This is a genomic window from Nitratidesulfovibrio sp. 1201_IL3209 (assembly GCF_036763125.1).
In the GTDB taxonomy this organism is placed as follows: Bacteria; Desulfobacterota; Desulfovibrionia; order Desulfovibrionales; family Desulfovibrionaceae; genus Cupidesulfovibrio.
On record NZ_JBAIYT010000002.1, the window covers coordinates 265,055 to 286,322 of the forward strand.

General features: G+C 69.3%; 19 protein-coding genes, 1 tRNA gene, 1 other RNA gene and 1 pseudogene. 13 read left to right on the plus strand and 9 right to left on the minus strand.

What is annotated here, in order from left to right; all coding sequences use genetic code 11:
• Positions 1 to 43: 43 nt before the first annotated feature.
• From V6B97_RS02705 to V6B97_RS02715, 3 genes are all read left to right on the plus strand, one after another.
• Positions 44 to 1,183, plus strand: a complete 1,140-nt coding sequence (locus tag V6B97_RS02705; RefSeq protein WP_333504941.1) for a TIGR01212 family radical SAM protein — start codon at positions 44 to 46, stop codon at positions 1,181 to 1,183.
• Positions 1,184 to 1,338: 155 nt separating this feature from the next.
• Positions 1,339 to 1,971 (plus strand): methylated-DNA--[protein]-cysteine S-methyltransferase, encoded by a 633-nt coding sequence (locus V6B97_RS02710; RefSeq protein WP_333504942.1) that lies wholly within the window; start codon positions 1,339 to 1,341, stop codon positions 1,969 to 1,971.
• Positions 1,972 to 1,979: 8 nt separating this feature from the next.
• On the plus strand, positions 1,980 to 2,306 hold the full coding sequence (locus V6B97_RS02715; RefSeq protein ID WP_333504943.1) for a hypothetical protein: 327 nt from the start codon (positions 1,980 to 1,982) through the stop codon (positions 2,304 to 2,306).
• A gap of 376 nt (positions 2,307 to 2,682) precedes the next feature.
• On the opposite strand, the gene ffs is transcribed toward V6B97_RS02715, so the two are convergent.
• The 6 genes from ffs to V6B97_RS02745 form a co-directional block, all read right to left on the minus strand.
• Positions 2,683 to 2,778: signal recognition particle sRNA small type (ffs, locus tag V6B97_RS02720), an RNA gene on the minus strand.
• A 17-nt stretch (positions 2,779 to 2,795) separates the two neighbouring features.
• A tRNA-Ser gene (locus V6B97_RS02725) sits at positions 2,796 to 2,887 on the minus strand.
• 786 nt (positions 2,888 to 3,673) lie between these two features.
• Complete coding sequence (locus tag V6B97_RS02730; RefSeq protein WP_333504944.1) at positions 3,674 to 4,438, minus strand: enoyl-ACP reductase FabI; 765 nt, start codon at positions 4,436 to 4,438, stop codon at positions 3,674 to 3,676.
• Between the two features lie 129 nt (positions 4,439 to 4,567).
• Positions 4,568 to 5,464: a phosphoribosylaminoimidazolesuccinocarboxamide synthase gene (locus V6B97_RS02735; protein ID WP_333504945.1), complete on the minus strand. Its 897-nt coding sequence runs from the start codon at positions 5,462 to 5,464 to the stop codon at positions 4,568 to 4,570.
• A gap of 231 nt (positions 5,465 to 5,695) precedes the next feature.
• Positions 5,696 to 7,000: a histidinol dehydrogenase gene (hisD, locus tag V6B97_RS02740; RefSeq protein WP_333504946.1), complete on the minus strand. Its 1,305-nt coding sequence runs from the start codon at positions 6,998 to 7,000 to the stop codon at positions 5,696 to 5,698.
• Positions 7,001 to 7,349: 349 nt separating this feature from the next.
• On the minus strand, positions 7,350 to 8,438 hold the full coding sequence (locus tag V6B97_RS02745) for a TOBE domain-containing protein (RefSeq protein WP_333504947.1): 1,089 nt from the start codon (positions 8,436 to 8,438) through the stop codon (positions 7,350 to 7,352).
• Positions 8,439 to 8,804: 366 nt separating this feature from the next.
• Here V6B97_RS02745 and V6B97_RS02750 point away from each other — a divergent pair, with 366 nt between their 5' ends.
• From V6B97_RS02750 to V6B97_RS02765, 4 genes are all read left to right on the plus strand, one after another.
• Positions 8,805 to 9,758, plus strand: coding sequence for a sulfite exporter TauE/SafE family protein (locus tag V6B97_RS02750; protein ID WP_333504948.1), 954 nt, complete (start codon positions 8,805 to 8,807; stop codon positions 9,756 to 9,758).
• A gap of 202 nt (positions 9,759 to 9,960) precedes the next feature.
• Positions 9,961 to 10,854 (plus strand): pyridoxamine kinase, encoded by an 894-nt coding sequence (locus tag V6B97_RS02755; RefSeq protein WP_333504949.1) that lies wholly within the window; start codon positions 9,961 to 9,963, stop codon positions 10,852 to 10,854.
• On the plus strand, positions 10,845 to 11,786 hold the full coding sequence (murI, locus tag V6B97_RS02760) for a glutamate racemase (protein ID WP_333504950.1): 942 nt from the start codon (positions 10,845 to 10,847) through the stop codon (positions 11,784 to 11,786). The genes V6B97_RS02755 and murI overlap by 10 nt, the downstream gene beginning before the upstream one ends.
• A 258-nt stretch (positions 11,787 to 12,044) precedes the next feature.
• Positions 12,045 to 13,148 carry a pyridoxal-phosphate-dependent aminotransferase family protein gene (locus V6B97_RS02765; protein WP_333504951.1) on the plus strand — a complete coding sequence of 368 codons (1,104 nt, stop codon included), beginning with the start codon at positions 12,045 to 12,047 and terminating at the stop codon, positions 13,146 to 13,148.
• 233 nt (positions 13,149 to 13,381) lie between these two features.
• On the opposite strand, the gene V6B97_RS02770 is transcribed toward V6B97_RS02765, so the two are convergent.
• Positions 13,382 to 13,540, minus strand: a complete 159-nt coding sequence (locus tag V6B97_RS02770; protein WP_333504952.1) for a rubredoxin — start codon at positions 13,538 to 13,540, stop codon at positions 13,382 to 13,384.
• Between the two features lie 85 nt (positions 13,541 to 13,625).
• Positions 13,626 to 14,180, minus strand: a complete 555-nt coding sequence (locus tag V6B97_RS02775; RefSeq protein ID WP_333504953.1) for a BON domain-containing protein — start codon at positions 14,178 to 14,180, stop codon at positions 13,626 to 13,628.
• Positions 14,181 to 14,538: 358 nt separating this feature from the next.
• On the opposite strand from V6B97_RS02775, the gene V6B97_RS02780 reads away from it, so the two are divergent.
• The gene (locus V6B97_RS02780) at positions 14,539 to 15,897 is read left to right on the plus strand and encodes a glycerate kinase type-2 family protein (protein ID WP_333504954.1); all 1,359 of its coding nucleotides are present in this window, start codon (positions 14,539 to 14,541) and stop codon (positions 15,895 to 15,897) included.
• Between the two features lie 123 nt (positions 15,898 to 16,020).
• On the opposite strand, the gene V6B97_RS02785 is transcribed toward V6B97_RS02780, so the two are convergent.
• Positions 16,021 to 16,296 (minus strand): HU family DNA-binding protein, encoded by a 276-nt coding sequence (locus tag V6B97_RS02785; RefSeq protein WP_007526990.1) that lies wholly within the window; start codon positions 16,294 to 16,296, stop codon positions 16,021 to 16,023.
• A 316-nt stretch (positions 16,297 to 16,612) separates the two neighbouring features.
• On the opposite strand from V6B97_RS02785, the gene V6B97_RS02790 reads away from it, so the two are divergent.
• The 5 genes and pseudogenes from V6B97_RS02790 to V6B97_RS02810 form a co-directional block, all read left to right on the plus strand.
• Positions 16,613 to 17,083, plus strand: coding sequence for an AraC family transcriptional regulator (locus V6B97_RS02790; protein WP_333504955.1), 471 nt, complete (start codon positions 16,613 to 16,615; stop codon positions 17,081 to 17,083).
• A gap of 64 nt (positions 17,084 to 17,147) precedes the next feature.
• Positions 17,148 to 17,738, plus strand: a complete 591-nt coding sequence (locus V6B97_RS02795; protein WP_333504956.1) for a hypothetical protein — start codon at positions 17,148 to 17,150, stop codon at positions 17,736 to 17,738.
• Positions 17,739 to 19,220 carry a tetratricopeptide repeat protein gene (locus V6B97_RS02800; protein ID WP_333504957.1) on the plus strand — a complete coding sequence of 494 codons (1,482 nt, stop codon included), beginning with the start codon at positions 17,739 to 17,741 and terminating at the stop codon, positions 19,218 to 19,220.
• Positions 19,221 to 19,624: 404 nt separating this feature from the next.
• A complete protein-coding gene (locus V6B97_RS02805) occupies positions 19,625 to 20,824 on the plus strand; it encodes an aminopeptidase (RefSeq protein WP_333504958.1) in 1,200 nt (399 codons plus the stop codon).
• 233 nt (positions 20,825 to 21,057) lie between these two features.
• Positions 21,058 to 21,268 (plus strand): annotated as a pseudogene (locus V6B97_RS02810) (IS1595 family transposase); the annotation flags it as partial.

A 21,268-nucleotide genomic window follows, 5' to 3' on the forward strand; every position in this document is an offset into this window, starting at 1 on the left:
ACGTTGGAAACAGGGCATTCTTCCAAAAGGACAGCCATTGTCAATGGAAAACACCACGGCCCGGCTGCACCTGCTGGCGACGTATTTGCGGTTGCGCTTCGGCGCGCGCGTCCAGAAGGTGCCGCTCGACGCCGGCTTCTCCTGCCCCAACCGCGACGGAACATTGTCGCGCGGGGGCTGCGTGTTCTGCAACCCGCGCGGTTCCGGTTCCGGGCTTGGCGAAGATGGACTGACGCTGGAAGAACAGTGGACGGTCTGGACGGGGCGTTACGCCCGCACGCGCAACGCCGGACTGTTCATAGCCTATTTGCAGTCGTTTTCCAACACATATGGGCCAATCGACAAATTGCGCCGTGTTCTCGGCGCGTTGCCTGCACTGCCGGGCATCGTAGGCGCGGCCGTGGGCACCCGGCCCGACTGTGTGGACGATGAACGGCTGGACCTGGTGGCCGCACTTCCCCTTCCCGAAGTCTGGCTGGAACTGGGCTTGCAGTCGGCCCACGACGCCACCCTGGCCCGCATCAACCGGGGGCACGACGCGGCCGCGTCCGAGCGGGCGGTGCGCGCGGCCGCCGCGCGGGGGCTGCGCGTGTGCGCACACCTCATGGCCGGGCTGCCGGGCGAGAACGCACGGGATTTCCTGGCCACGGTGGATTGGGTGAACCGGCTGCCGGTGCACGGGGTGAAGTTCCACGGGGTGTACGTGTGCGAGCACACCGCGCTGGCGCGGCAGTGGCGGGCCGGGGAGTATACCCCGCTGGAACGCGAGGAGTACGCGGACCTCATGGCCCGCGCCCTGCCCCGGCTGCGGCCGGAGATCGTCGTCCAGCGCCTGACCGGCGACCCGGCGGGAGGCGAACTGCTGGCCCCGGACTGGGCCGGGGACAAGCGGGCCACCACGGCGCGCATCCACGAACTGCTGGCCGAGCGGGACACCTGGCAGGGGAAGGATGTGGCGGGGGAAGCCCCGGACGCGCCAAACACGACGGACGCGCAAGACGGGCGCGACACCCGGCCCGCCCCTTCCGGCCCTCCCGCCCCTCCCGCATGGTTCGCCGTGCCGCCCCACCGCCTGCCGGGGGCCGCGCCGCGCCTGCGCGACACGGAACAGGCCCGCGCGTGGGAGGGAGAATACGCGGCGGCGTGCGCGGCGTTTCCGCACCTGCGGCCCGTGGAGGGGTGACGGCGCATTTGTTGACGCGGACGGGCAGGCGTCTGCCGCGCGTTGCCCCCGGTTTGCATGACCATATCTTGTCGTGCACGACAAGCGCGCCATCCGTAACGGAGCGGCAGCGCCACGCAACACCATACTATCCGGAGCGACCTCGCGGAGGCCACATGTCACGACATTCCACCACTCCCCGCCGCCGCCTCGCTGCGGCCGACTTCCTTGACGAATCGCTGTTCGACGAGGTGCGCGAACGCCTCGTGGCCGGACCGCTCTCGCTGATCCTGCACTGGCGTGGCGACCGCTTGCGCGAGATCACCATGAGCTGGGACGCGCCCGCGCTGACCTCCGCACCCGCCGCGCGCGACGGGTGGAGCAACCCGCGCCCGGACTCCTGGCCCGGCTTGCCCGCAGGCCCCGTCACCGTCCATGGCCGCGCCGTGCAGGCCGCCCTTGAAGCCTACGTGGCCGGAAAGCCGGTGCGCTGGCCCGACCTGCCCTTCCTGATGGACGGCCTGACCCCGTTCACCCGCGACGTGCTCATGGCCCTGCGCGACAAGGTGCCGCACGGACAGTTCACCACCTATGCCGGGCTGGCCGCGCTGGCGGGCCGCCCCGGAGCGGCGCGCGGCGTGGGGCAGATCATGGCGCGCAACCCGTGGCCGCTGGTCATTCCCTGCCACCGGGTGCTGGGCGGATCGGGCCGGAACATCCGGCTGCACGGCTTCGGCGCGTCCGGCCTGCCCATGAAACGCTGGCTGCTCTCGCTGGAAGGGGCCATCGACGAGACCATGAAGGACTGACCCGGCCCATGCTGGACAAGACCACCCTCATCGCCGCGGTGTGCGAACGGCTGCCCCGGCTGGAAACGGGCCACTGCCTGGACCTGCGCACCTACAAGCGCAACCGCTCCGTGGCCATCGTGCGCACCGGGCCGGACAGCTACGACGTGTTTGAGGCGGGATTCCACGAGGAGCAATGGACCGGCCTTCCCGCCGACGATGTGCGCCGTCTGCTGAAGACCCTGCTGAAACGGGAATTCCCCCGCAGCCACAAGGTGCGCCTGTACACCCTGCCCAGCCGCGAGGCCGCCAACGTGAACCGCATGGGGCACGGCGCGGGGAGGTTTGGGGAGTGAATCCCGCCATTTCAGCCCGGAAAAACGAGACGGCCAGCGCTCCCGATTGCGCTGGCCGTCTTGTTTGGAGGTGGCGGTGGTATGCCGAGACTTCCCCATAGGGGCGCCCCGTCCTGGTATCTGCGAATTGGTCTTCCGCACGCTGGCTGCGTCAAACGCCTTCCGCCACATCGGGTGAATACATAAAGAGCGCGTTGCGGTCGCCAGCCGTAAAGCTCGAAGACTCGCAAACGGCTGCCGCATACACCCTTGCGACGAACGGGTTTTCCTTGCCAGCGCACGGAATCCCTGCTTCGCAGGTATTGCAGGAGTCCGCCGATGCGCACGTGCGGTATGGACACGGGCACATAACAGATGAAGGCACAAGCTGCCTTGTGCCTTCAGGGAGCCGGACACCCGGCCACAACCGTTACCGCTGCTTCCTTTCGGACCTGACGGGGTTGGCGGCGTTGCCGCCGTCCGGCTCCCGATCTGTGATCAAGCGAAAACTGGCGGAGAGGGGGAGATTCGAACTCCCGGTACCGGGTTAGGGTACACACGATTTCCAATCGTGCTCCTTAGGCCATCTCGGACACCTCTCCGTGCGAGAAGGCAGTGTCTAGCAGACGCCGGGGCAGCATGGCAAGCGAAAAGTGCGGGGGGCGCGCAATCCTGCCGCAAACGGCCCCGCAGCCGCCATCCGCGCGAAATGCAGACAGTTTCCGCATCATCCGCACCAGAGGCGCCACGCACGGCGCACCATGCCGGGCAGCCCGCAGACCGGCCCTGCCAGCCTACTTCCTTTCCTCGTCATGCCCCGTACGGCGCCCCGCGTCCTCTTCCGTCCCGGCACGCTCCCGGCGCGCCCGCGGCGGGCCTCAGCACCCGCCGCCCGAGGGCAGAAACCGCCCCGCAACCACCATCCACACCACCAGAACGGCCACCAATATCAAAATCTCCCACATGGGAAACTGCTCCTTGCGTACGGCTGCCGGAGCGGGCGCGGCATGCCCGCCCATCTCCGGCGCTTCTGTACTCCTACGCCCACGCCCTCCGGACGGCAACGGTGTGGGAACACCGTGGGGCCGACACGCCGGGCCATCCCTCTTCCACAAACACAAAAGGCCCACCCTTTCGAGTGAGCCCTTGCGAAAAAGCCGAAACCGTGGCGGCACTGAAGGGACTGTTCACACTGCGGGGATTTCGTTCTCCGGCAAGGAAGGCGAGTTCCGGGCGAGGGGAGTGCGGCATCCGTATGCGAGCGCCCCGCGCGAGCACTACGGATGCCGCCGCAACGCGCTTCCATACTCGACTCTCGCACGGAACGAGCCTGACGCTTTGCTCTCGATGGCCGGAGGGCGAAAGGGCGCAGTGTGGGCAGTCCCTGCCTAGATGCCCATGACATTGTAGCCGGAATCCACGAACATCACCTCGCCCGTCATGGCGGACGACAGGTCCGAGGCCAGGTACACCGCCGCGCGGCCCACGTCCTCGGTGGTCACGTTGCGGCGCAGGGGCGAATGTTCCTCGATGTGGTCCAGGATCTGCTTGAAGCCCGAGATGCCCGAGGCGGCCAGGGTCTTGATGGGCCCGGCGCTCAGGCCGTTGATGCGCACGCCCTTGGCGCCCAGGTCCACGGCCAGGTAGCGGACCGAGGCTTCCAGCGCGGCCTTGGCCACGCCCATGACGTTGTAGTTGGTGATGACCTTCTGCGCGCCGTAGTAGGTCATGGTCAGCACCGAGGAGCCGGGGTGCAGCAACGGCTCGAAGGCCTTGCACAGCGCCACCAGCGAGTAGGCGGAAACGTCCAGCGCCAGCTTGAAGCCGTCGCGGGTGGTGTCGATGAAGCGGCCGTGCAGGTCGTCGCGGTGGGCAAAGGCCACGGAGTGGACGATGACGTCCACGGCGCCCCACTTCTCGCGCACCATTTCGGCGGCGGCGGCCATCTGCGCGTCGTCGGTGACGTCGCAGGGGAAGGTGAAGTCGCCGCCCAGTTCCTCGCAGATGGGCTCCACGCGCTTCTGGATGGCCTCGCCCACGTAGCTGAAGGCCAGCTGGGCGCCGTGGTTCTTGAATTCCCTGGAAATGCCGTAGGCGATGCTCTTGTTGTTGGCCACGCCGAAGATCAGTGCCTTCTTTCCTGCGAGCAGCATGCGGTTCTCCCTGTTGTTCTGGGTAGATGGCGGAAAACGGGGATGCGGCGCGCGGCGCGGCGCCCCGGCTTGCGGCGGCGCGGCGTTCTTCCCTCAAGGACGCCGCGCGCCGACAGGAATCTGCGAAAATTAGACGGCCAGCTTGGCTCCGGTCAAAATCTCGTACGCCTCGCGGTACTTCCTGCCGGTTTCGGCAATGACGTGCTCCGGCAGGGCCGGGGGCGGCGGCGTCTTGTCCCACGGCTGCGAGGCCAGCCAGTCGCGCAGGTACTGCTTGTCGAAGCTGGGCTGACCCTTGCCGGGCGCATACCCTTCGGCGGGCCAGAAGCGCGACGAATCGGGGGTGAGCACCTCGTCGATCAGGATCACCTCGCCATCCACCAGCCCGAACTCGAACTTGGTATCGGCGATGATGATGCCGCGCCCTTCCGCGTATTCGCGCCCCTGCGAAAAGATCGCGATGGCAAGTTCCTGCACCCTGGCGGCCAGGTCCGCGCCGAGCAGCCTGGCAGCTTCCTCGATGCTGATGTTCTCGTCGTGCGCGCCCTGTTCCGCCTTGGTCGAGGGGGTGAACAGCGGGGTTTCCAGCTTGGCGGATTCCGGCAGCCCGGCGGGCAGCTTGTGGCCGCACACCGCGCCGGTGGCCTGGTAGTCCTTCCAGCCGGACCCGGTGATGTGCCCGCGCACGATGCATTCCACCGGCAGGGGCCTGGCCTTGCGCACGATGACGGCGCGGCCCTCCAACATGTCGCGGTAGGGGGCGAGCGGCGCGGGAAAGCGGTTCACGTCGTGCTCGACGAGGTGGTTCTTCACCAGCCCGGCGAAGCGCTGCATCCAGAACAGGGTAATGCTGTTCAGGATCACGCCCTTGTAGGGGATGGGCTCGCCCATGATCACGTCGAAGGCCGACATGCGGTCGGTGGTGACGATGAGCAGGGTCTGCGCGTCGATCTCGTAGATGTCGCGGACTTTGCCCCGCGAGAGCAGCGGGTATTCCTTGATGTCGGTTTGCGTGACGACCTGCATGTAGCTTCCCTTGTCTTCCCTTGTCTTGCGGTTGCGGTGCGATGCTGCGCGATGCCTGGCGGCGTCACGGCTTGCCGGTGCAGGCAGGCCCGCCCGCGCGGGGGCGGGCCGGAACCGCCGGGCCTTCGGATACGATAACGCGGGTCGGGCGGGCCGTACAAGATGCGCGGCCGGTACAACGTGCGGCCAGACAGGCCATGCGACCAGGCGGCCACGCTCCCCGGCCCGCCGCTACCTGTTGCGGGATTCCGCCGAGCGGGCGTGCGCCTCCAGCCCTTCCAGCCGGGCCAGCCGCGCGATGGAGGCGGCATGCCCGCGCGTGAACGCGGCGGTGGCCGAAATGACACTGGTGCGCTTGCAGAAGGTCTGCACCGAAAGGGCGGACGAGAAGCGCGCCGTGCCCATGGTGGGCAGCACGTGGTTGGGCCCGGCGAAGTAGTCGCCCACCGGCTCCGGCGACCAGCCGCCCAGGAACACGGCCCCGGCATGGCGGATGGAGCCCAGCAGCGCCCACGGGTCCCTGGTCAGCACTTCAAGATGCTCCGGCGCGATCCTGTTGGTGATGGCGACGCCGGTGTCCATGTCCGGCACCACCACGATGGCGCCCCAGTCGGCCAGCGCCTTGCGGGCGATGTCGGCGCGGGGCAGCGTGTCGCACTGGGCGGCCAGTTCCAGCTTCAGGGCGTCCACCAGCGCGGGCGAATCGGTGACGCAGATGGACGAGGCCAGCGGGTCGTGCTCGGCCTGGGACAGCATGTCGGCGGCCACCCAGTCGGCGCGGGCGGTGTGGTCGGCCAGGATCAGGATTTCGCTGGGTCCGGCGATCATGTCGATGCCCACCCGGCCGATGAGCAGCCGCTTGGCCGTGGTCACCCAGATGTTGCCCGGCCCGGCGATGACGTCCACGGGCCGCACGGTTTCAGTGCCGAAGGCCAGGGCGGCGATGGCCCAGGCGCTGCCCGCGCGGTGCACCTCGGTGATGCCCAGGTGGTGCGCGGCGGCGAGGATGTACGGGTTCAGCGTGCCGTCCTCGCGGGGCGGCGAGATGACGGCGATTTCCGGCACCCCGGCCACCTGCGCGGGAATGGCGTTCATCAGCAGGCTGGAAATGAGCGGGGTGTTGCCGCCCTGCCCGCCGGGCACGTACAGCCCGGCGCGGTCCACGGGGGTGACCATCTGGCCCAGCACGGAGCCGTCCGGCCGGGTGGCGAACCACGACCGTTCCTTCTGCGCCTCGTGAAAGACGCGGATGTTGGCGGCGGCTTCGGCGATGATGGCCCGGTCGCCGGGGCCGACCTCTTCGAGGGCGGCGGCGATTTCGTCGTCGCCCACGCGGATGCGCGCGGCGTCGAAGCCGGGACAGTCGAAACGGCGGGTGTAGTCGGCCAGGGCCGCGTCGCCCCCGGCGCGGACGGTATCCAGAATCTCGCGGACGGCGGGTTCCACGGTGTCGCCGGGGTTGTCACGCCCCGCGAGCAGGGCCTGCAGTTCCTCCCCGTCGTCCACGGACCGGAGGAAGAGCGTACGGCATGGCATGGCGGCCTCCTTGAGAGTGCGGCCTGTTGTGCGACGGAAATGCGACGGAAATGCGCGCGGCGGGCACGCCGGCGAAAACTGCCTGCGCGCTCAGGCGGCATGGTGTGTCCGCGCCACATACCGGAGCGGCGGGCAAAAGTCGAGAGCGCCGCACTGGCGCACGGTCCGGCCCCGGCAGGGGGAAGGTGGGGGCGAAAGGCGGGGTGAAAGGGGCGTGGGACGTGGGGGATCGGGAGCAGGCCGACGGCGGCGGGCCACGCACGCAACGCCGTGCCGGACCGCCGACGCGCGTCGTGGAGGCACATTGCCGGAGCGCGCCGCCCGGAACGACGCAGGGCGGGCCGCCCCGTCAGCTTACGTTCAGGATGACGGAAAACACGTTGATCAGCACCCACACCGGAGTGCCCACGGCCAAGTCCAGCGCACGCACCCGGTCCGCCGTGAGCACGGAGCAGATCTCGGTGCCGTCCGCAAGGCGCGCCACCGCTTCCGCCGTGGCCGCGCCCATCAGCACCTTGACGATGGTGGCCGGGTACACGTTGCCCGCCGTGGAGGTGGGGGCCTCGCTGCCCACGGTCAGCACCACCCACGGAGCCTTCACCTCCGCCGCGGCGAACACGCCGGGGCGCAGGCCCAGGTTGTCCAGGCTGTCGTTGGTGATGACCGAGGCCACCCGGATGCCCGACGGCGTTTGCACCGAAACCACCGACTGCACGTCGCCGCGCACCACCGCCGCGATGCGCCCGTAGAAGGCGTTGCGCGCGCTGGTGCGGCGGCGCTGCTCGCGGTCCAGCGCGTGGCCCACCATGCGCTGCATGTCCTCGTGCGAGACGTCGATGTACGCCGCCGTCAGGCTGGCCGTGGAATGGCCCAGCAAGCGCTGCACCACGGGCAGCGGCAGGCCCGAGCGCAGCAGTTCGATGGCCCGCGAGCGGCGCAGGGCGCTGGGGTTGGCGAGATCCGGGGCCAGGTCGCACTCGTGGGCGCGCTCGTAGAACTTGCGACGCACGTGGGCCTGGTCCACGTCGAAGGGGCGTTCGCCCTCGCCCGCCACGGCCTCGTCCAGCAGGTCGGACAACTGGGTGACGAGATCGGGCGGCAGTTGCACCTCGCGCACCGGTTCGCCCAGGCGGGCCACGCCGCGCGCCGTGTCGATGTCGCGGGCCGGGGCCAGGGCCAGCACTTCGCCCAGGCGCGCCCCGGTGTGGCGGATGAGCAGGAACACCAGCAGCATGCGCAGGCGCGAGCGGCGCACGTCGCCCCGCGCCGGACGGGCGGCCCACAGGCGGAAGGCCTCTTCCAGCCGGGCCAGTTCCACCGTGTCCAGATACTTCACGTCGTCGGGTATGGAGAGCATGCCCGCCGGATTGTGGCGGCGTTCCGCCACGTTTTCGGCCAGCGCTTCCCAGATTCGTTCGAGGCTGTCGTCCTGTCGCATGGGTGTCCCGTTGGTTGCGTGCGCGTGGGGCCGGGCGGGGCCGTGCCTGTCGCCGGGCGTGCGCCCTGCGGCCACAGGCCCGGAACACGGCGGCGAACGCCGCGAACCCGTCCGTCGTCGGAATTTTTATCATATAGGCGCTGCCGCGCGAAAATAAAAGCCGTGATTCATTCCGTGCACAGGCATGAAAATAAAATAATCCGTGACATCCGCCCGGCCATGCGCTATTTTCCAACTAACACGAAGATTATAAAAAACGTGTTAGCCAAAGAACCGCCGGAACCGGCCGGGCATCCTGCCCGCCACCGCCGGTCCGGCATCCGCCCCGGTCTTTCCCGCCCGGCCGCTCACGCGCAGGAGGCCGCCATGTACTTCCCCGTCGCAGGCATACACGCGGAACCGTGGATACCGCCGCTGGTGGCGTTCGTGGTGTCGTTCTTCATGTCCATGGGGGGCGTGTCCGGCGCGTTCCTGCTGCTGCCCTTCCAGATGTCCTTCCTGGGCTACGTGAACCCCTCCGTCAGCGCCACCAACCAGTTCTACAACGTGGTGGCCATCCCCAGCGGGGTGTACCGCTACATCCGCGAAGGGCGCATGGTCTGGCCGCTGACGTGGGTGGTGATCGTCGGCACGCTGCCGGGGGTGCTGATAGGGGCTCTGGTGCGGGTGACCTGGCTGCCCGACGCGCGCGACTTCAAGCTGTTCGCCGCGTGCGTGCTGGCCTACATCGCCCTGCGCATGGTGCGCGACCTGACGAAGAAGAAGGCGGGCAACGGCAAGGCCACGGCGGAGGAAAAGTTCCGCGCGCTGGTGCGCGCCCACCGCGAAAAGGCGGCGGCGGAAGGCAGGAACCCCGACGATCTGCCCGCCGTGTGCATGAACGAGTGCTGCCTGTCGCGCATCTCGTACAGCTTCTACGGCGAAACCTACAGCTTCCGCACCGTGGGCATCTTCAGCCTGAGCTTCGTCGTGGGCATCGTGGGCGGGGTGTACGGCATCGGCGGCGGGGCCATCATCGCGCCGTTCTTCGTCTCGTTCTTCGGGCTGCCGGTGTACACCGTGGCGGGCGCGGCCCTGATGGGCACCTTCGTCACCTCGGTGGCGGGCGTCACCTTCTACATGGCCATCGCGCCGCTGTACCCGCACATGTCCGTGGCCCCGGACTGGATGCTGGGCCTGCTGCTGGGCCTTGGCGGCATGGCGGGCATGTACCTGGGCGCGCGCTGCCAGAAGTACGTTTCCGCAAAGCTCATCAAGTGGATGTTGTGCTGCATCCTGCTGTTCACGGCAGGGAAGTACGTGCTGGAGTTTTTCAGGTAACGCAGCGCACAGCGTTCGGAACATGGCAGGCGCTTCGCGCCAAGGGGGCTCCTGCCGGGTGCCTCCTTTTCCTTATGCCTGATGCCCCCCTTGCCTTTTGCCCCGCTCCGTGGTGATGGTGTGCCCGCCGGGCCATTGCGGGCATCCATCGCCCTGCCCGGTGTCCCCGGCCAATCCGGAACTCCGCGCAAGGAGCCCTGCAATGCGCAATCCCGTGCCGCGCGTGGCGGCCATCCACGATCTTTCCGGCTTCGGCCGCACCTCGCTCACCGTGGCCATACCCGTGCTGTCCGCCATGGGCGCGCAGGTCTGCCCCATGCCCACGGCGGTGCTGTCCACCCACACGGCGGGCTTCACGGACTACAGCTTTCTGGACCTGACCGGCCAGATGCGCCTGTTCCTGGACCACTGGCAGGCCCTGGGGCTGCGATTCGACGCGGTGTACAGCGGTTTTCTGGGGTCTCCGGCACAGGTGGACATCGTGGCCCAATGCATCGACACCTGCCGGGTGGAGGGCGGCCTTGCCGTGGTGGACCCGGTGCTGGGCGACAACGGCCAACTGGAACCCACCATGGACATGGAGATGGTGCAGCGCATGCGCTGGCTGGTGCGCAAGGCGGACATCATCACCCCCAATTTCACCGAGGCCGCCCTGCTGCTGGACGAGCCCTACCGCGAATCCATCTCCACCGCCGACCTCAAGGACTGGCTGCGCCGCCTGACGGCCATGGGTCCGCGCGTGGCGGTGATCACCAGCGTGCCGGTGGCCGGGCATGCGGGCGTCAGTTCGGTGGCGGCCTACCACAGCACCCACGACCGGTTCTGGAAGGTGGACTGCCAGTACATTCCCGCGCACTATCCCGGCACGGGCGACACCTTTGCCAGCGTGCTCACCGGCAGCCTGTTGCAGGGCGACAGCCTGCCCATCGCCATGGACCGCGCCGTGCACTTCGTCACGCTGGGCATCCGCGCCACCTTCGGGCACAATTCGCCCAGCCGCGAGGGCATCCTGCTGGAACGGGTGCTGGACACCCTGCGCGCCCCGGTGACCGTGAGCAGCTACGAACTTCTGGAGGACGAGGACCGATGCAAGTAGACGGCCCCGCGTGCGGCACCGCCGCCACGGGCTCTGACCATGACGGCGCGGGCGGATTCACGCCCGGCACATCCGCCCCCGATGCCGCGCACCTGCCCATCGGCATGTTCGATTCCGGCGTGGGCGGCCTGACGGTGCTGAAGGCCCTGCGCACCCGCATGCCCTGCGAGGACATCCTGTACCTGGGCGACACCGCCCGCCTGCCCTACGGGACCAAGAGCGCGGAAACCATCACCCGTTACGCCGTGCAGGCCGCGTCCAAGCTGGTGCAGCGGCGCATCAAGCTGCTGGTGGTGGCCTGCAACACGGCCACCTCCGTGGCGCTGGACGCCCTGCGCGCCGCCAACCCTGGCCTGCCCGTGGTGGGCGTGGTGCAGCCGGGCGCGCAGGCGGCCTGCCGGGCCTCGCGCCGGGGCAGCATCGCGGTCATCGCCACGGAATCCACCATCCGGGGCCGCGCCTACCACAAGGCCATCCACAGTATGCGGCCCGACGCGCAGATCATCGGGCAGCCGTGCCCGCTGTTCGTGCCGCTGGCCGAGGAAGGCTGGGTGGACGGCAGGATCGTGGAAGACATCGCCGCGCGCTACCTGGACCCCATCTTTAGTCCCGCGTCCGGCAGCGACACGCCGGAAACGCCCGACTGCCTTGTGCTGGGCTGCACCCACTTTCCCCTGCTGGCGCGGGCCATCCGCAACGTCATCGGGCCGGAGCCGGTCATCGTCGATTCCGCCGCCACCACCGCCCTTGCCGTGCAGGCGGAATTGCAGGCCGCCGGGCTGGTGCGCCCCATCCGCACGGGGCCGGGCGGCAACGAATGCGGCGAGGCGCGCTTTCTGACTACCGACGACGTGCCCCGCTTCGCCCGCACCGGCGGGCTGTTCCTGGGCACGGCCATCGCCCCGGACGAAGTCGAGTTGGTGGACCTGTAGTTCGCACGACACGCAGCCGCCGTGCGGCTATGGCATGAAGGCGAAGGGTTAGTTTTTCTGTACGCCTCCGGCGGGCAAGGGGCTATCGCCCCCTGCACCCCCCGAATGGGACGGTGAATTTTTGCTATCAGATGGAGACTACACTGATGGGGATGCAAGGGGCGATAGCCCCTTGCCCGCCGGAGGCGTATAAAAAGTCTCCCCCTTCCTCACAGAGCGCACAAACCCCACAGCCCGGCAACCACCGGAGGTCACCCCATGGCGCACAAGCCGTACGCTCCCATCCCCATGGTGCCCGGCCCGGTCACCCTGCACCCCGCCGTGCTGGCGGCCATGACCCGCGACTACGGCTCCGGCCAGATCGAGCCGGACTACCTGAAACTGTACGCGGAAACGGGCCGCAACCTCGCGCGGCTCATGGACACGCGACACGACGTGGTGCTCATGACCGGCGAGGGCATGCTGGCCCTGTGGGCCGCGCTGAAAAGCTGCCTCGTGCCCGGCGACAGGGTGCTGTCCGTGGGCACCGGCGTGTTCGGCGACGGCATCGGCGACATGGCCGCGTCCATCGGGTGCGAGGTGCTCAAGGTCTCGCTGCCCTACGACGAAACCATCGACGACCTCACCGGCATCGAGGACGCCATCCGCAGCTTCCGGCCCAAGATGCTCACCGCCGTACACTGCGAAACCCCGTCCGGCACGCTGAACCCGCTGACCGGCCTTGGCGCGCTGAAGCAGTCCTGCGGCGTGCCGCTGTTCTACGTGGATGCGGTGGCCAGCGTGGGCGGCGCGCCCGTGCGCGCCGACGCCTGGCACGCGGACCTGGTGCTGGGCGGCTCGCAGAAGTGCCTTTCCGCCCCGCCGTCCATGAGCTTCCTGTCCGTCAGCCCGGCGGCGTGGGAGGTCATAGAGGCCGTGGGCTACCAGGGCTACGACGCCATCGCCCCGTTCCGCACCGTGCAGCGGGACGGCCGCTGCCCGTACACCCCGTACTGGCACGGCACCGCCGCGCTCAACGCGGGCGCGCTGGCCATCCTGAACGAGGCGGGCGGCATGCAGGGCTGCTTCGACCGGCACCGGGACGTTGCCGAACGTTGCCGCGCGGGCCTCGCCAAGCTGGGCGTGGACCTGTGGACGGCGGATGGGGCGGTGAACTCGCCCACGGTGACGGCGGCCCTGATTCCCGAAGGCTTCGACTGGCCGGAATGGCAGCGCCGCCTGCGCGAACGCGGGCTCATCGTGTCGGGCAGCTTCGGCCCCATGGCGGGCAAGGTGTTTCGCCTTGGGCACATGGGCACCCAGGCCACGGAAGCCTTGGTGGACGCGGCGCTGGAGGTCATCGAAAGCGTGATGCAGGACTAGGTCAACGCGCGTGGGCGCGCGGCGGGAATGCGGAAAGCCACCGGCAACTTGCCGTAGTGACGACACGGTGGAAACACAGTTCCGGGCCACCACCGGCACCCATCGAAGGCTTTCCGACACCCAACCATCCTTGATCACAAAACATTCCGCACAATCAAACACCCCCGGCGCGCCCTGACTCAGGGGCGCACCGGGGGCGTCGTCATCTGCTGTCGCGGAAACGGCCCGCGCGACTACTGCACGGGTTCGAAGTATTCCTTCTCCGCGTCGCACCACGGGCACACCCAGTCGTCGGGCAGGTCGGCGAAGGGGGTGTCCGGCCCCACGCCGTGCTCGGGGTCGCCCTCGGTGGGGTCGTACACATAGCCGCAGGGGCACTTGTACTTCTGCATCGATGTCTCCTTGCGCCATGTCGGGCGCTGTTTCGGCCGTCCCCGCATGGCCGCGCACGGCCCGCGCGCGGGCACGGCGGGATGGCTACGGAATCAGGTACGACTTCACCGAACGCACGCCGCCCACGCCCCGGGCCACGGCCACGGCGCGGTCCACGTCGGCCTGCGCGCGCACCATGCCCAGCAGCACCACGTGGCCGCCGTACACTTCATGGTCGATCTGGGTGGAACTCAGGGCCTTTTCGGCGATGAGGTTAGTGCGCACCTTGGTCGAAATGGCCAGGTCGTCGGCGGTATTGCCGGTGCCGGGGTCGAACCAGTGGGTGGTCACCGAGCGCACGCCCTTGACCTTGCGGGCGATGCTCACGGCCGGGTCGCGGAACGACGACTGCACCTCGCCCACCAGGAAGACGCGCCCGTCGTAGCTGTACACCTTCACGGCGTACCCGTCCGAGGCGTCGCGCTGCATGAGTTCGCTCTTGATGGTGGTGCGGATGGTGCTGTCATCCACCATGGTGCCCACGGTGCGTTCGTCCTTCGGCACGGAATAGACGGCACAGCCGCCAAGGCCGGAAAGCGCGAGCACCGAGGCCGCCAGCAGCAGCACCGGCATGACGGCGGAAAGGATACGGCGTTTCATGGCTGTCTCCTGCGTGTTTTCTGCGGTTGGTTGCCCCCTGCCCCGCGCCACCCCGTTGCCAGGGGGGGCGGCGCGGGCACGGGGATTCATGGTGAAATATAGCACGCGCCGGGCGCGCTGTCACCGGGCCCGGTATCGTTCGGACATCATGTGGACGGAATCTCGCGCGGGTTCCCCGCCCTCTCCGCCTCCCTCCCGGCCCCCTCTTGACCACGGGTGTTCCGCCCACCTACCATGCGTCACGCGGCGGCGTCCGCCCGTTCCTTCCCCGACGAAGGACCGCCACGGGCCGGAAGCCGCGCCCCGCAACGCACCCCCAACACACGTCCCCGCAACGACGCCCCAAGGAGATCGCCGCATGACCCCCGAACAGCGCGCCGTCCTCGACCATATCCTGTCCCGCGCCCTCGACGCCGTGGCCCCCGACCGCGCCGTGCACCGCCACGTGCGCCGCGAGGGCGACACCCTGCGCATCGCGGGGCGCGCCTACGACCTTGCCGCCCACGAACGGGTGTACGTGGTGGGCGCGGGCAAGGGCGCGGCCCCCATGGCCGCCGCGCTGGAGGACATCCTGGGCGACCGGGTGCACGACGGCGTGGTGGTGGTGAAGTACGGGCACACCGCCCCGCTGAAGCGCATCGCCCTGCGCGAGGCCGCCCACCCCGTGCCCGACGCCGCCGGTGAACGCGCGGCCAACGAAATCCTGGACCTGGTGCGCACGGCCGGCCCGCGCGACCTGGTGCTGTGCGCCCTTACCGGCGGGGCCAGCGCGCTGACCCCGGCGCTGCAACCGGGCATCACCCTGGACGACATGCGCGCCGCCACCTCCCTGCTGCTGGAATGCGGGGCCACCATCCACGAGATCAACGCCCTGCGCAAACACCTGTCGGCCTTCGGCGGGGGCAACCTGGCCCGCGCGGCGGCCCCGGCGCGGGTGGTCTCGCTGATCATCTCCGACGTGGTAGGCGACGACCTGGACGTCATCGCCTCCGGCCCCACCTCGCCCGACGTGTCCACTTACGCCGACTGCCAGTCCATCGCCGACAGGTTCGGCATCCTCGACAGGCTGCCCGCCCCGGTCATCGAACGGCTGACGGCGGGCCTGCGCGGCATGGCGGCGGAAACGCCCAAGCCCGGCGACCCGGTGTTCGGCGCGGTGCAGAACTGCATCGTGGCCAGCAACCGGCTGGCCCTGGAGGCGGCGGCGGAAGCGGCCGCCGCGCACGGCTACCGGCCGCGCATCCTTACCGACACCATGACCGGCGAGGCCCGCGTGCGCGCCCGCGAACTGGTGGAGGAAGCCTCCCGCGCCGCCGAAACCCTGCCCCACCCCGAAGGGCCGTTCTGCCTGCTGGCGGGCGGCGAGACCACCGTCACCCTCACCGGCGGGGGACTTGGCGGCCGCAACCAGGAAATGGCCCTGGCCGCCGCCATCCGCATGGACGAACTGGCCGATTGCGAGCACATCGCCATGCTCTGCGCGGGCACCGACGGCACCGACGGCCCCACGGACGCCGCCGGGGGCTACGCATCGGGCCGCACCCTGTGCGTGGCCCGGGAATGCGGCGTGGACGCGCACGGACACCTGGCCGACAACGACGCCTACCACTTCCTGGACCGCACCGGGCACATCCTGCGCACCGGCCCCACCCTGACCAACGTCATGGACCTGGCCGTGCTGCTGGTGGACGCGCCCAAGGGCAAGCCCGGCGTCTGAGGCGGCCCGGCCCCGCGTCCTGCCCCCACTTCCGGGCCCTTCCCTTTCCCCCCGAAAATGCGAAACGCCCCGCGTCTCCTTGCCGGAGACGCGGGGCGCGGAAATCTGCGGCCCGTGGGCTGCCTACTTCACGGAATCCTTCAGCAGCTTGCCGGGGGTGAACTTCACCACCTTGCCGGAAGGAATGGTGATTTCTTCGCCGGTGCGGGGGTTGCGGCCCTTGCGCGCGGCGCGTTCGGTCACCTTGAAGCTGCCGAAGCCGGTGAAGGTCACGGATTCACCGGCGGCCAGGGCGTCGGCGAGCACGGCGATGGTGGCGTCGAGGGCGCCTTCGGCCTGGACCTTGGAGGCAAGACCGGCCTTGGCGCGGATCTTTTCAACCAGTTCAGCTTTGGTCATCGGTATCTCCATATGGGGGGTTTCGGTCCGCGCGCGCTCCGGCGGCGCGGTATTGCATGCACGTGGTGCAAGGGCGCAGCTTTTACAGAGGTTGGCCCCCTTGTCAACCGTTTCTGCCCACGAAGGCGCGTCGTTGCTTGATTCGTCACGAAAATGCCCCGGTCCGGGCATGGCCCGCGCACCCGCGCCAACGCCCCCGCCCGGACCGGAACGCGCCGTCATGACGGGAAAACGCGTTGCGCAACCCTTTGATTTCGGCCCCGCTTGCGCTATAGAGACCGGACAGGGAGACGGGAAACAGGGAGACGCAAGCCACATGGAAGTGCGCATCGAACGCCTGCCGGAACTTCGCGCGGCCGGCATCCGCGTGCTCGGCCCCTATGCCGAATCGGGGCCGGAGGCGTGGAAGCTGCTCACGCCGTGGATCGCACGGCGGCAGGTGACCAGCGCTTCCACCATGTTCCTGGGCCTGTGCCACGACGACCCGGAAACCACCCCGCCGGAACGCATCCGCTACGACGCCATGGTCACCGTGCCCGAAGACTTCGAGCCGGACGACTACGTCACCGTGCGCATCATCCGCCCGAGGGAATACGCCGTGGCCGTGCACAAGGGTCCCTACGCCACCCTGCCGTGGTCGTGGTCGGCGCTGTACTGGGAATGGCTGCCCGCCAGCGGGCGCACCCCCATGAACGCGCCCCGCATGGAGGCCTACCTCAACGATCCCGGCGCCACGCCGGAGGACGACCTGCTGACCCGCCTCTACCTGCCGCTGGCCCCGCTGTAACACCCGCCGCCCCGGCGGCGAACACCCATGCGCCGCGCCTTGCGCACCGCGCACAGGAGGAACAATGCTTCACCACAACGTTTCGCGCACGCTCGCCGCGCTGCTGCTGGTCCTTGCCGCGCTGGCCCTTTCGGCCTGCGCCCCCGGCAACTCGGTCCGCCTGCTCTACTCGCCGCCCGACGCCTCGGTGCTGCCCGATCCTTCCGCCCCCCGCGTGACCGTGGTCATGTTCGAGGACAAGCGCCCGGTGGTGCAGGTGGGCGAGCGCAAGGACGGCACCTCGTTCGTGGCCTCGTCCACCGTGTCCGACTGGGTCAGCCGTTCGCTGGCCGACGAACTGGCCCGCCAGGGCTTGCAGGTGTCCTTCGCCCTGACCCAGGACCAGGCCCGCGCGGGCGGCCCCGACTACATCGTCACCGGCGTGGTCAACGAGGTGTGGCTGAAGGAGCTGAAGACCACCGAGTTCAGCACGTCCATGAAGCTGGCCGTCACCGTGTCCGACTACACCAAGACGCTGTACACCGAGCACCTTTCCGGCGGGCAGTCCAAGCAGGTCCTCCCCGCCTCGGACGTGGCCGAAAAGCTGCTGGCCGAAACCCTGCGCGACGTGCTGCAACCCGCGGCCCGCAAGATACAGGCCACCGTGAAGAAGTAGATGCGTCATTCCGGACGGGCGGCGCCGGGCCTTTCCACGGGCCCGGCACCGCCCCCTTCCGCCCGCCCCCGCGCCGGGCTTGCCCGGCTGCTCTGCGGCATCGCCATCCTGCTGGCGACAGCCGCCACCGCGCACGCCGCCAGCACCGTCACGGTGCCCTTCGGCGGCGGCCTGCGCAAGGAATCCGCCCTGGTCATCGCCCGCTCCGCCGCGCGCCTGGCCGCGCTGCGCGAGGGGGTGCCCCTCCTGCGCGAAGGCGCGGCCGCGTCCTTCGCCGCCCTGGCCGCGCACGATCCGCAGCGCCGCCTGGCCGTGGCGTCCGCCGTGCTGGCCACCCGCGTCACCGCCACCCGCGTGGAAGGCTACCCGCCCGAGGTGCGCGTGGCCGTGACCGTGCAGGCCGCGCCGCCGTCCGGCATGGCGTCTGGTTATGCCGCTGCTGCGGGGTCAGGTGATGCCACGTCCTCTCCGGCCGACGGTTCCGACCTCGTCCGCGCCGTGCTGCGCAACGAATCCCTGCTGGAACTGCACGAAGAAATGCTGCGCCGGGAGGCCGCCCTGACCGAAGAGGCCCTTGACGCGGCCCAGGCCACCGCCCGCCACGTGGCCCGCCACGGCGGCGACGACGAAAGCCCCTTTGCCCAGCGGCTGGGCGCGCTGGCCCGCTCGCTGGAAGCGCTGGAACTGTACCGCGCCTGCCTGACCGGCATCCCCGCCGAGGGCGAGGCGCAGGACGGAGGCGGCGCGGCGGTCCCGGCCCCCCAGGCCGCAAACGGCGCGGGGAACGGCTGGGGCCTCGCGCCCGAGGCCGTGCTGCGCCACATGCGCCGCGCCGTGACGCTGGACGCGCGCAACCCGCTGCTGTGGAACGCCCTGGGCGAAGCCCTGCTGCTGCTGGACCGGCCGCAGGACGCCATGGAGGCCCAGGACCGCGCCCTCAGGCTGTCCCCCGGCTTCGCCCGCGCCCTGCATGCCCGCGCCGTGTGCCACCTGCGCTTGCAGATGCCCGCCCTGGCCGTGGAGGACGCCTCGGCCGCCATCCGCCTGCGCCCCGACGTGGCCGCCCACTGGCGGGTGCGCGGGGCGGCGTGGCAGGTGCGCGGCGAGCCCGGCCCCATGTGCGACGATTTCTACCGGGCCTGCGCCCTGGGCGACTGCGAGGGGTTGCGCCTGGCGCGCGGGCGCGGGCAATGCCGGCCCCCGACGGACGAAACGGACCAGACGGACGGGGCGGACGGGGCGGGCGCGTTCATCGGGCACGTTCCCCCCGGCGAAAAACCTGCTATGCTGCAACCGTCGCCGCAGGACGGCGCATCGGGCGCCATGGGCGCGCCCGATACGACCGACACGACCAGCAACCCCGGGCAGGGGGATACGTCCACCGGCAACGGCGTTCCCCAAGACACCGGGCGCGACGCCGGACGCAAGGCCAGCCTGTACGAACTGCCGGATGACAGCCCGGCGCCGCGCACGCTGCCCTGACCCCGGTCATCCGAAAATCTTGCGGTGCTGGCGGGCAATCCGGCCCGTCCGGTTCCACGGTTCCGGCGCCACGGTTCCTGCCGCCACCGCCGCCGCGCGCCGCAAAAGAGGTCGGCCGCGCTCCGAGGGGCTGGAACGCGGCCGACGCTGCAAGGGGGAGGATGAGTGGCCGGGGCGCCCTTGCCGTGTCCCTCCGGCGATACGTTTGCTGCCGTACGTATCTCCCGGACGTGTCTCCCGGATCCGGGTCCTGCACAGGGGGGTGCGGGCGGACGCGGCGTGGAAACCGTAAACGGGTTTCCAAGGCACCACGCGCCCACGATAGCATGATCCGTTGACCCGGCAATGATAACTTCGCCGCGACGGCGACATCTCCGCGCGGTCCGCACCTTTTGGAGCACGCCATGTACGATGCCGAAACCCTGGGAAAATATGCCGACGTCATGCTGTGGGGCCTGGCGCGCGGCCGCCGCGCGCCGCTGCGCAAGAGCGACTTCGTGCTGGTGCGCTTCGACCTGCCGGGCCTGCCCCTGGCCGAGGAACTGTGCGGCAGGCTGCACGACATGGGCATGATTCCCGTGCCGCGCATGCAGCCCACCCCGCGCATGGAGTACGACTTCTACGCCAGGGCCAACAACAAGCGACTGACCACGCTGATTCCCGGCGAGCGCGACCTGTACAGCCACCTTGGCGGGTGCATCACCATCATCGCGCCGGAATCGCTCACCCATCTGGCCTCCATCGATCCGGAGCGCATCGCCATGGTCCAGGCCGCCCGCCGCCCGTTGCAGGACATCGCCCACCTGCGCGAGGACATGGGCGCCTACGGCTGGACCCTGTGCATCTGGCCCACGGCGGCCCTGGCCGGGCAGGCCGGGCTGTCGCCCGCCGACTACGCCGACGAGGTGCGCCGCGCCTGCCTGCTGGGCGAGGCCGACCCCGCCGCCACCTGGGCCCGCGTGGCGAAGCAGGCCGAGGAAATCCGCACCAGGCTGGACGAACTGGGCGACGCCACCCTGCACGTGGAGGCCGAAGGCACCGACCTGCGCCTGCGCGTGGGCCGCATGCGCCGCTGGGCCGGGGTGACCGGCCGCAACATTCCCAGCTTCGAGCTGTACGTCTCGCCCGACTGGCGCGGCGTGGAGGGGGTGTACACCGCCGACCTGCCGTCGTTCCGCTCCGGCAACATCGTGCAGGGGGTGCGCCTGGAATTCCGGCAGGGCCGGGTGGTGCGGCTGGACGCCGAACGGGGCGAAGGCTTCGCCACCGGGCAGCTCAACAGTGACCCCGGCGCGGCCATGCTGGGCGAATTCGCCCTGGTGGACCGGCGCTTCTCGCGCATCACCCGGTTCATGGCCAACACCCTGTACGACGAGAACCACGGCGGCCCGCACGGCTCCATGCACGTGGCCCTGGGCCAGTCCTACGCCAACACCTTCTCCGGGCCGTCCGACGAACTCACCGCCGATGCCCGGCGCGACCTGGGCTTCAACAGTTCCAGCCTGCACTGGGACCTGGTGGCCACCACCCCGCGCAAGGTCACCGCCGTCACGCCGGGGGGGAAGCGCGTGGTGGTCTACGAGGACGGGGAGTTCCGGCTGTAGAGGGAGAGGGAGGGAGATTTTTTATACGCCTCCGGCGGGCAGGGACGGCAGCCGTTACACGAGTCTTCGAGTGTTACGGATGGCGATCGCAGCGCGGACGTTGTCCCCTGCACCCCTTACTGTGTGATGGCTTTGCTTGCTTGTAGTATATGTGGCGATGAACACGCTTCAACTGCCGTAATAAAAAATACAAGGCTCTAGACCATCAGGCCAAGCCCTGATAGGCTAGAATCATGTTTAAAAACAGCAAATTAAGCCGCTACAAAATCGGAAAAATTGCTGAATGCTTTTGCATCGATATTGATGCCACCAAAACTGCCTTGCTCCTGAAGCTCAACCGGAAGACCGTGAATAGGTACTTTCTGGCCTTCAGGACGCTGATTTACGCTCACCAGGCATCCCAAAAGGAGAAAATCCTGGGGGTTGTCGAGGTTGATGAAAGCT

What these genes read in the sequence shown, in the direction of transcription:
- V6B97_RS02805 (WP_333504958.1), top strand. Translation starts at nt 19,625, where the DNA reads ATGTACGATGCCGAAACCCTGGGAAAATATGCCGACGTCATGCTGTGG.
- V6B97_RS02715 (WP_333504943.1), top strand. Translation starts at nt 1,980, where the DNA reads ATGCTGGACAAGACCACCCTCATCGCCGCGGTGTGCGAACGGCTGCCC.
- V6B97_RS02795 (WP_333504956.1), top strand. Translation starts at nt 17,148, where the DNA reads ATGCTTCACCACAACGTTTCGCGCACGCTCGCCGCGCTGCTGCTGGTC.
- V6B97_RS02785 (WP_007526990.1), bottom strand. Translation starts at nt 16,296, where the DNA reads ATGACCAAAGCTGAACTGGTTGAAAAGATCCGCGCCAAGGCCGGTCTT.
- V6B97_RS02800 (WP_333504957.1), top strand. Translation starts at nt 17,739, where the DNA reads ATGCGTCATTCCGGACGGGCGGCGCCGGGCCTTTCCACGGGCCCGGCA.
- V6B97_RS02755 (WP_333504949.1), top strand. Translation starts at nt 9,961, where the DNA reads ATGCGCAATCCCGTGCCGCGCGTGGCGGCCATCCACGATCTTTCCGGC.
- murI (WP_333504950.1), top strand. Translation starts at nt 10,845, where the DNA reads ATGCAAGTAGACGGCCCCGCGTGCGGCACCGCCGCCACGGGCTCTGAC.
- V6B97_RS02710 (WP_333504942.1), top strand. Translation starts at nt 1,339, where the DNA reads ATGTCACGACATTCCACCACTCCCCGCCGCCGCCTCGCTGCGGCCGAC.
- V6B97_RS02750 (WP_333504948.1), top strand. Translation starts at nt 8,805, where the DNA reads ATGTACTTCCCCGTCGCAGGCATACACGCGGAACCGTGGATACCGCCG.
- V6B97_RS02745 (WP_333504947.1), bottom strand. Translation starts at nt 8,438, where the DNA reads ATGCGACAGGACGACAGCCTCGAACGAATCTGGGAAGCGCTGGCCGAA.
- hisD (WP_333504946.1), bottom strand. Translation starts at nt 7,000, where the DNA reads ATGCCATGCCGTACGCTCTTCCTCCGGTCCGTGGACGACGGGGAGGAA.
- V6B97_RS02730 (WP_333504944.1), bottom strand. Translation starts at nt 4,438, where the DNA reads ATGCTGCTCGCAGGAAAGAAGGCACTGATCTTCGGCGTGGCCAACAAC.
- V6B97_RS02790 (WP_333504955.1), top strand. Translation starts at nt 16,613, where the DNA reads ATGGAAGTGCGCATCGAACGCCTGCCGGAACTTCGCGCGGCCGGCATC.
- V6B97_RS02735 (WP_333504945.1), bottom strand. Translation starts at nt 5,464, where the DNA reads ATGCAGGTCGTCACGCAAACCGACATCAAGGAATACCCGCTGCTCTCG.
- V6B97_RS02705 (WP_333504941.1), top strand. Translation starts at nt 44, where the DNA reads ATGGAAAACACCACGGCCCGGCTGCACCTGCTGGCGACGTATTTGCGG.
- V6B97_RS02765 (WP_333504951.1), top strand. Translation starts at nt 12,045, where the DNA reads ATGGCGCACAAGCCGTACGCTCCCATCCCCATGGTGCCCGGCCCGGTC.
- V6B97_RS02775 (WP_333504953.1), bottom strand. Translation starts at nt 14,180, where the DNA reads ATGAAACGCCGTATCCTTTCCGCCGTCATGCCGGTGCTGCTGCTGGCG.
- V6B97_RS02780 (WP_333504954.1), top strand. Translation starts at nt 14,539, where the DNA reads ATGACCCCCGAACAGCGCGCCGTCCTCGACCATATCCTGTCCCGCGCC.
- V6B97_RS02770 (WP_333504952.1), bottom strand. Translation starts at nt 13,540, where the DNA reads ATGCAGAAGTACAAGTGCCCCTGCGGCTATGTGTACGACCCCACCGAG.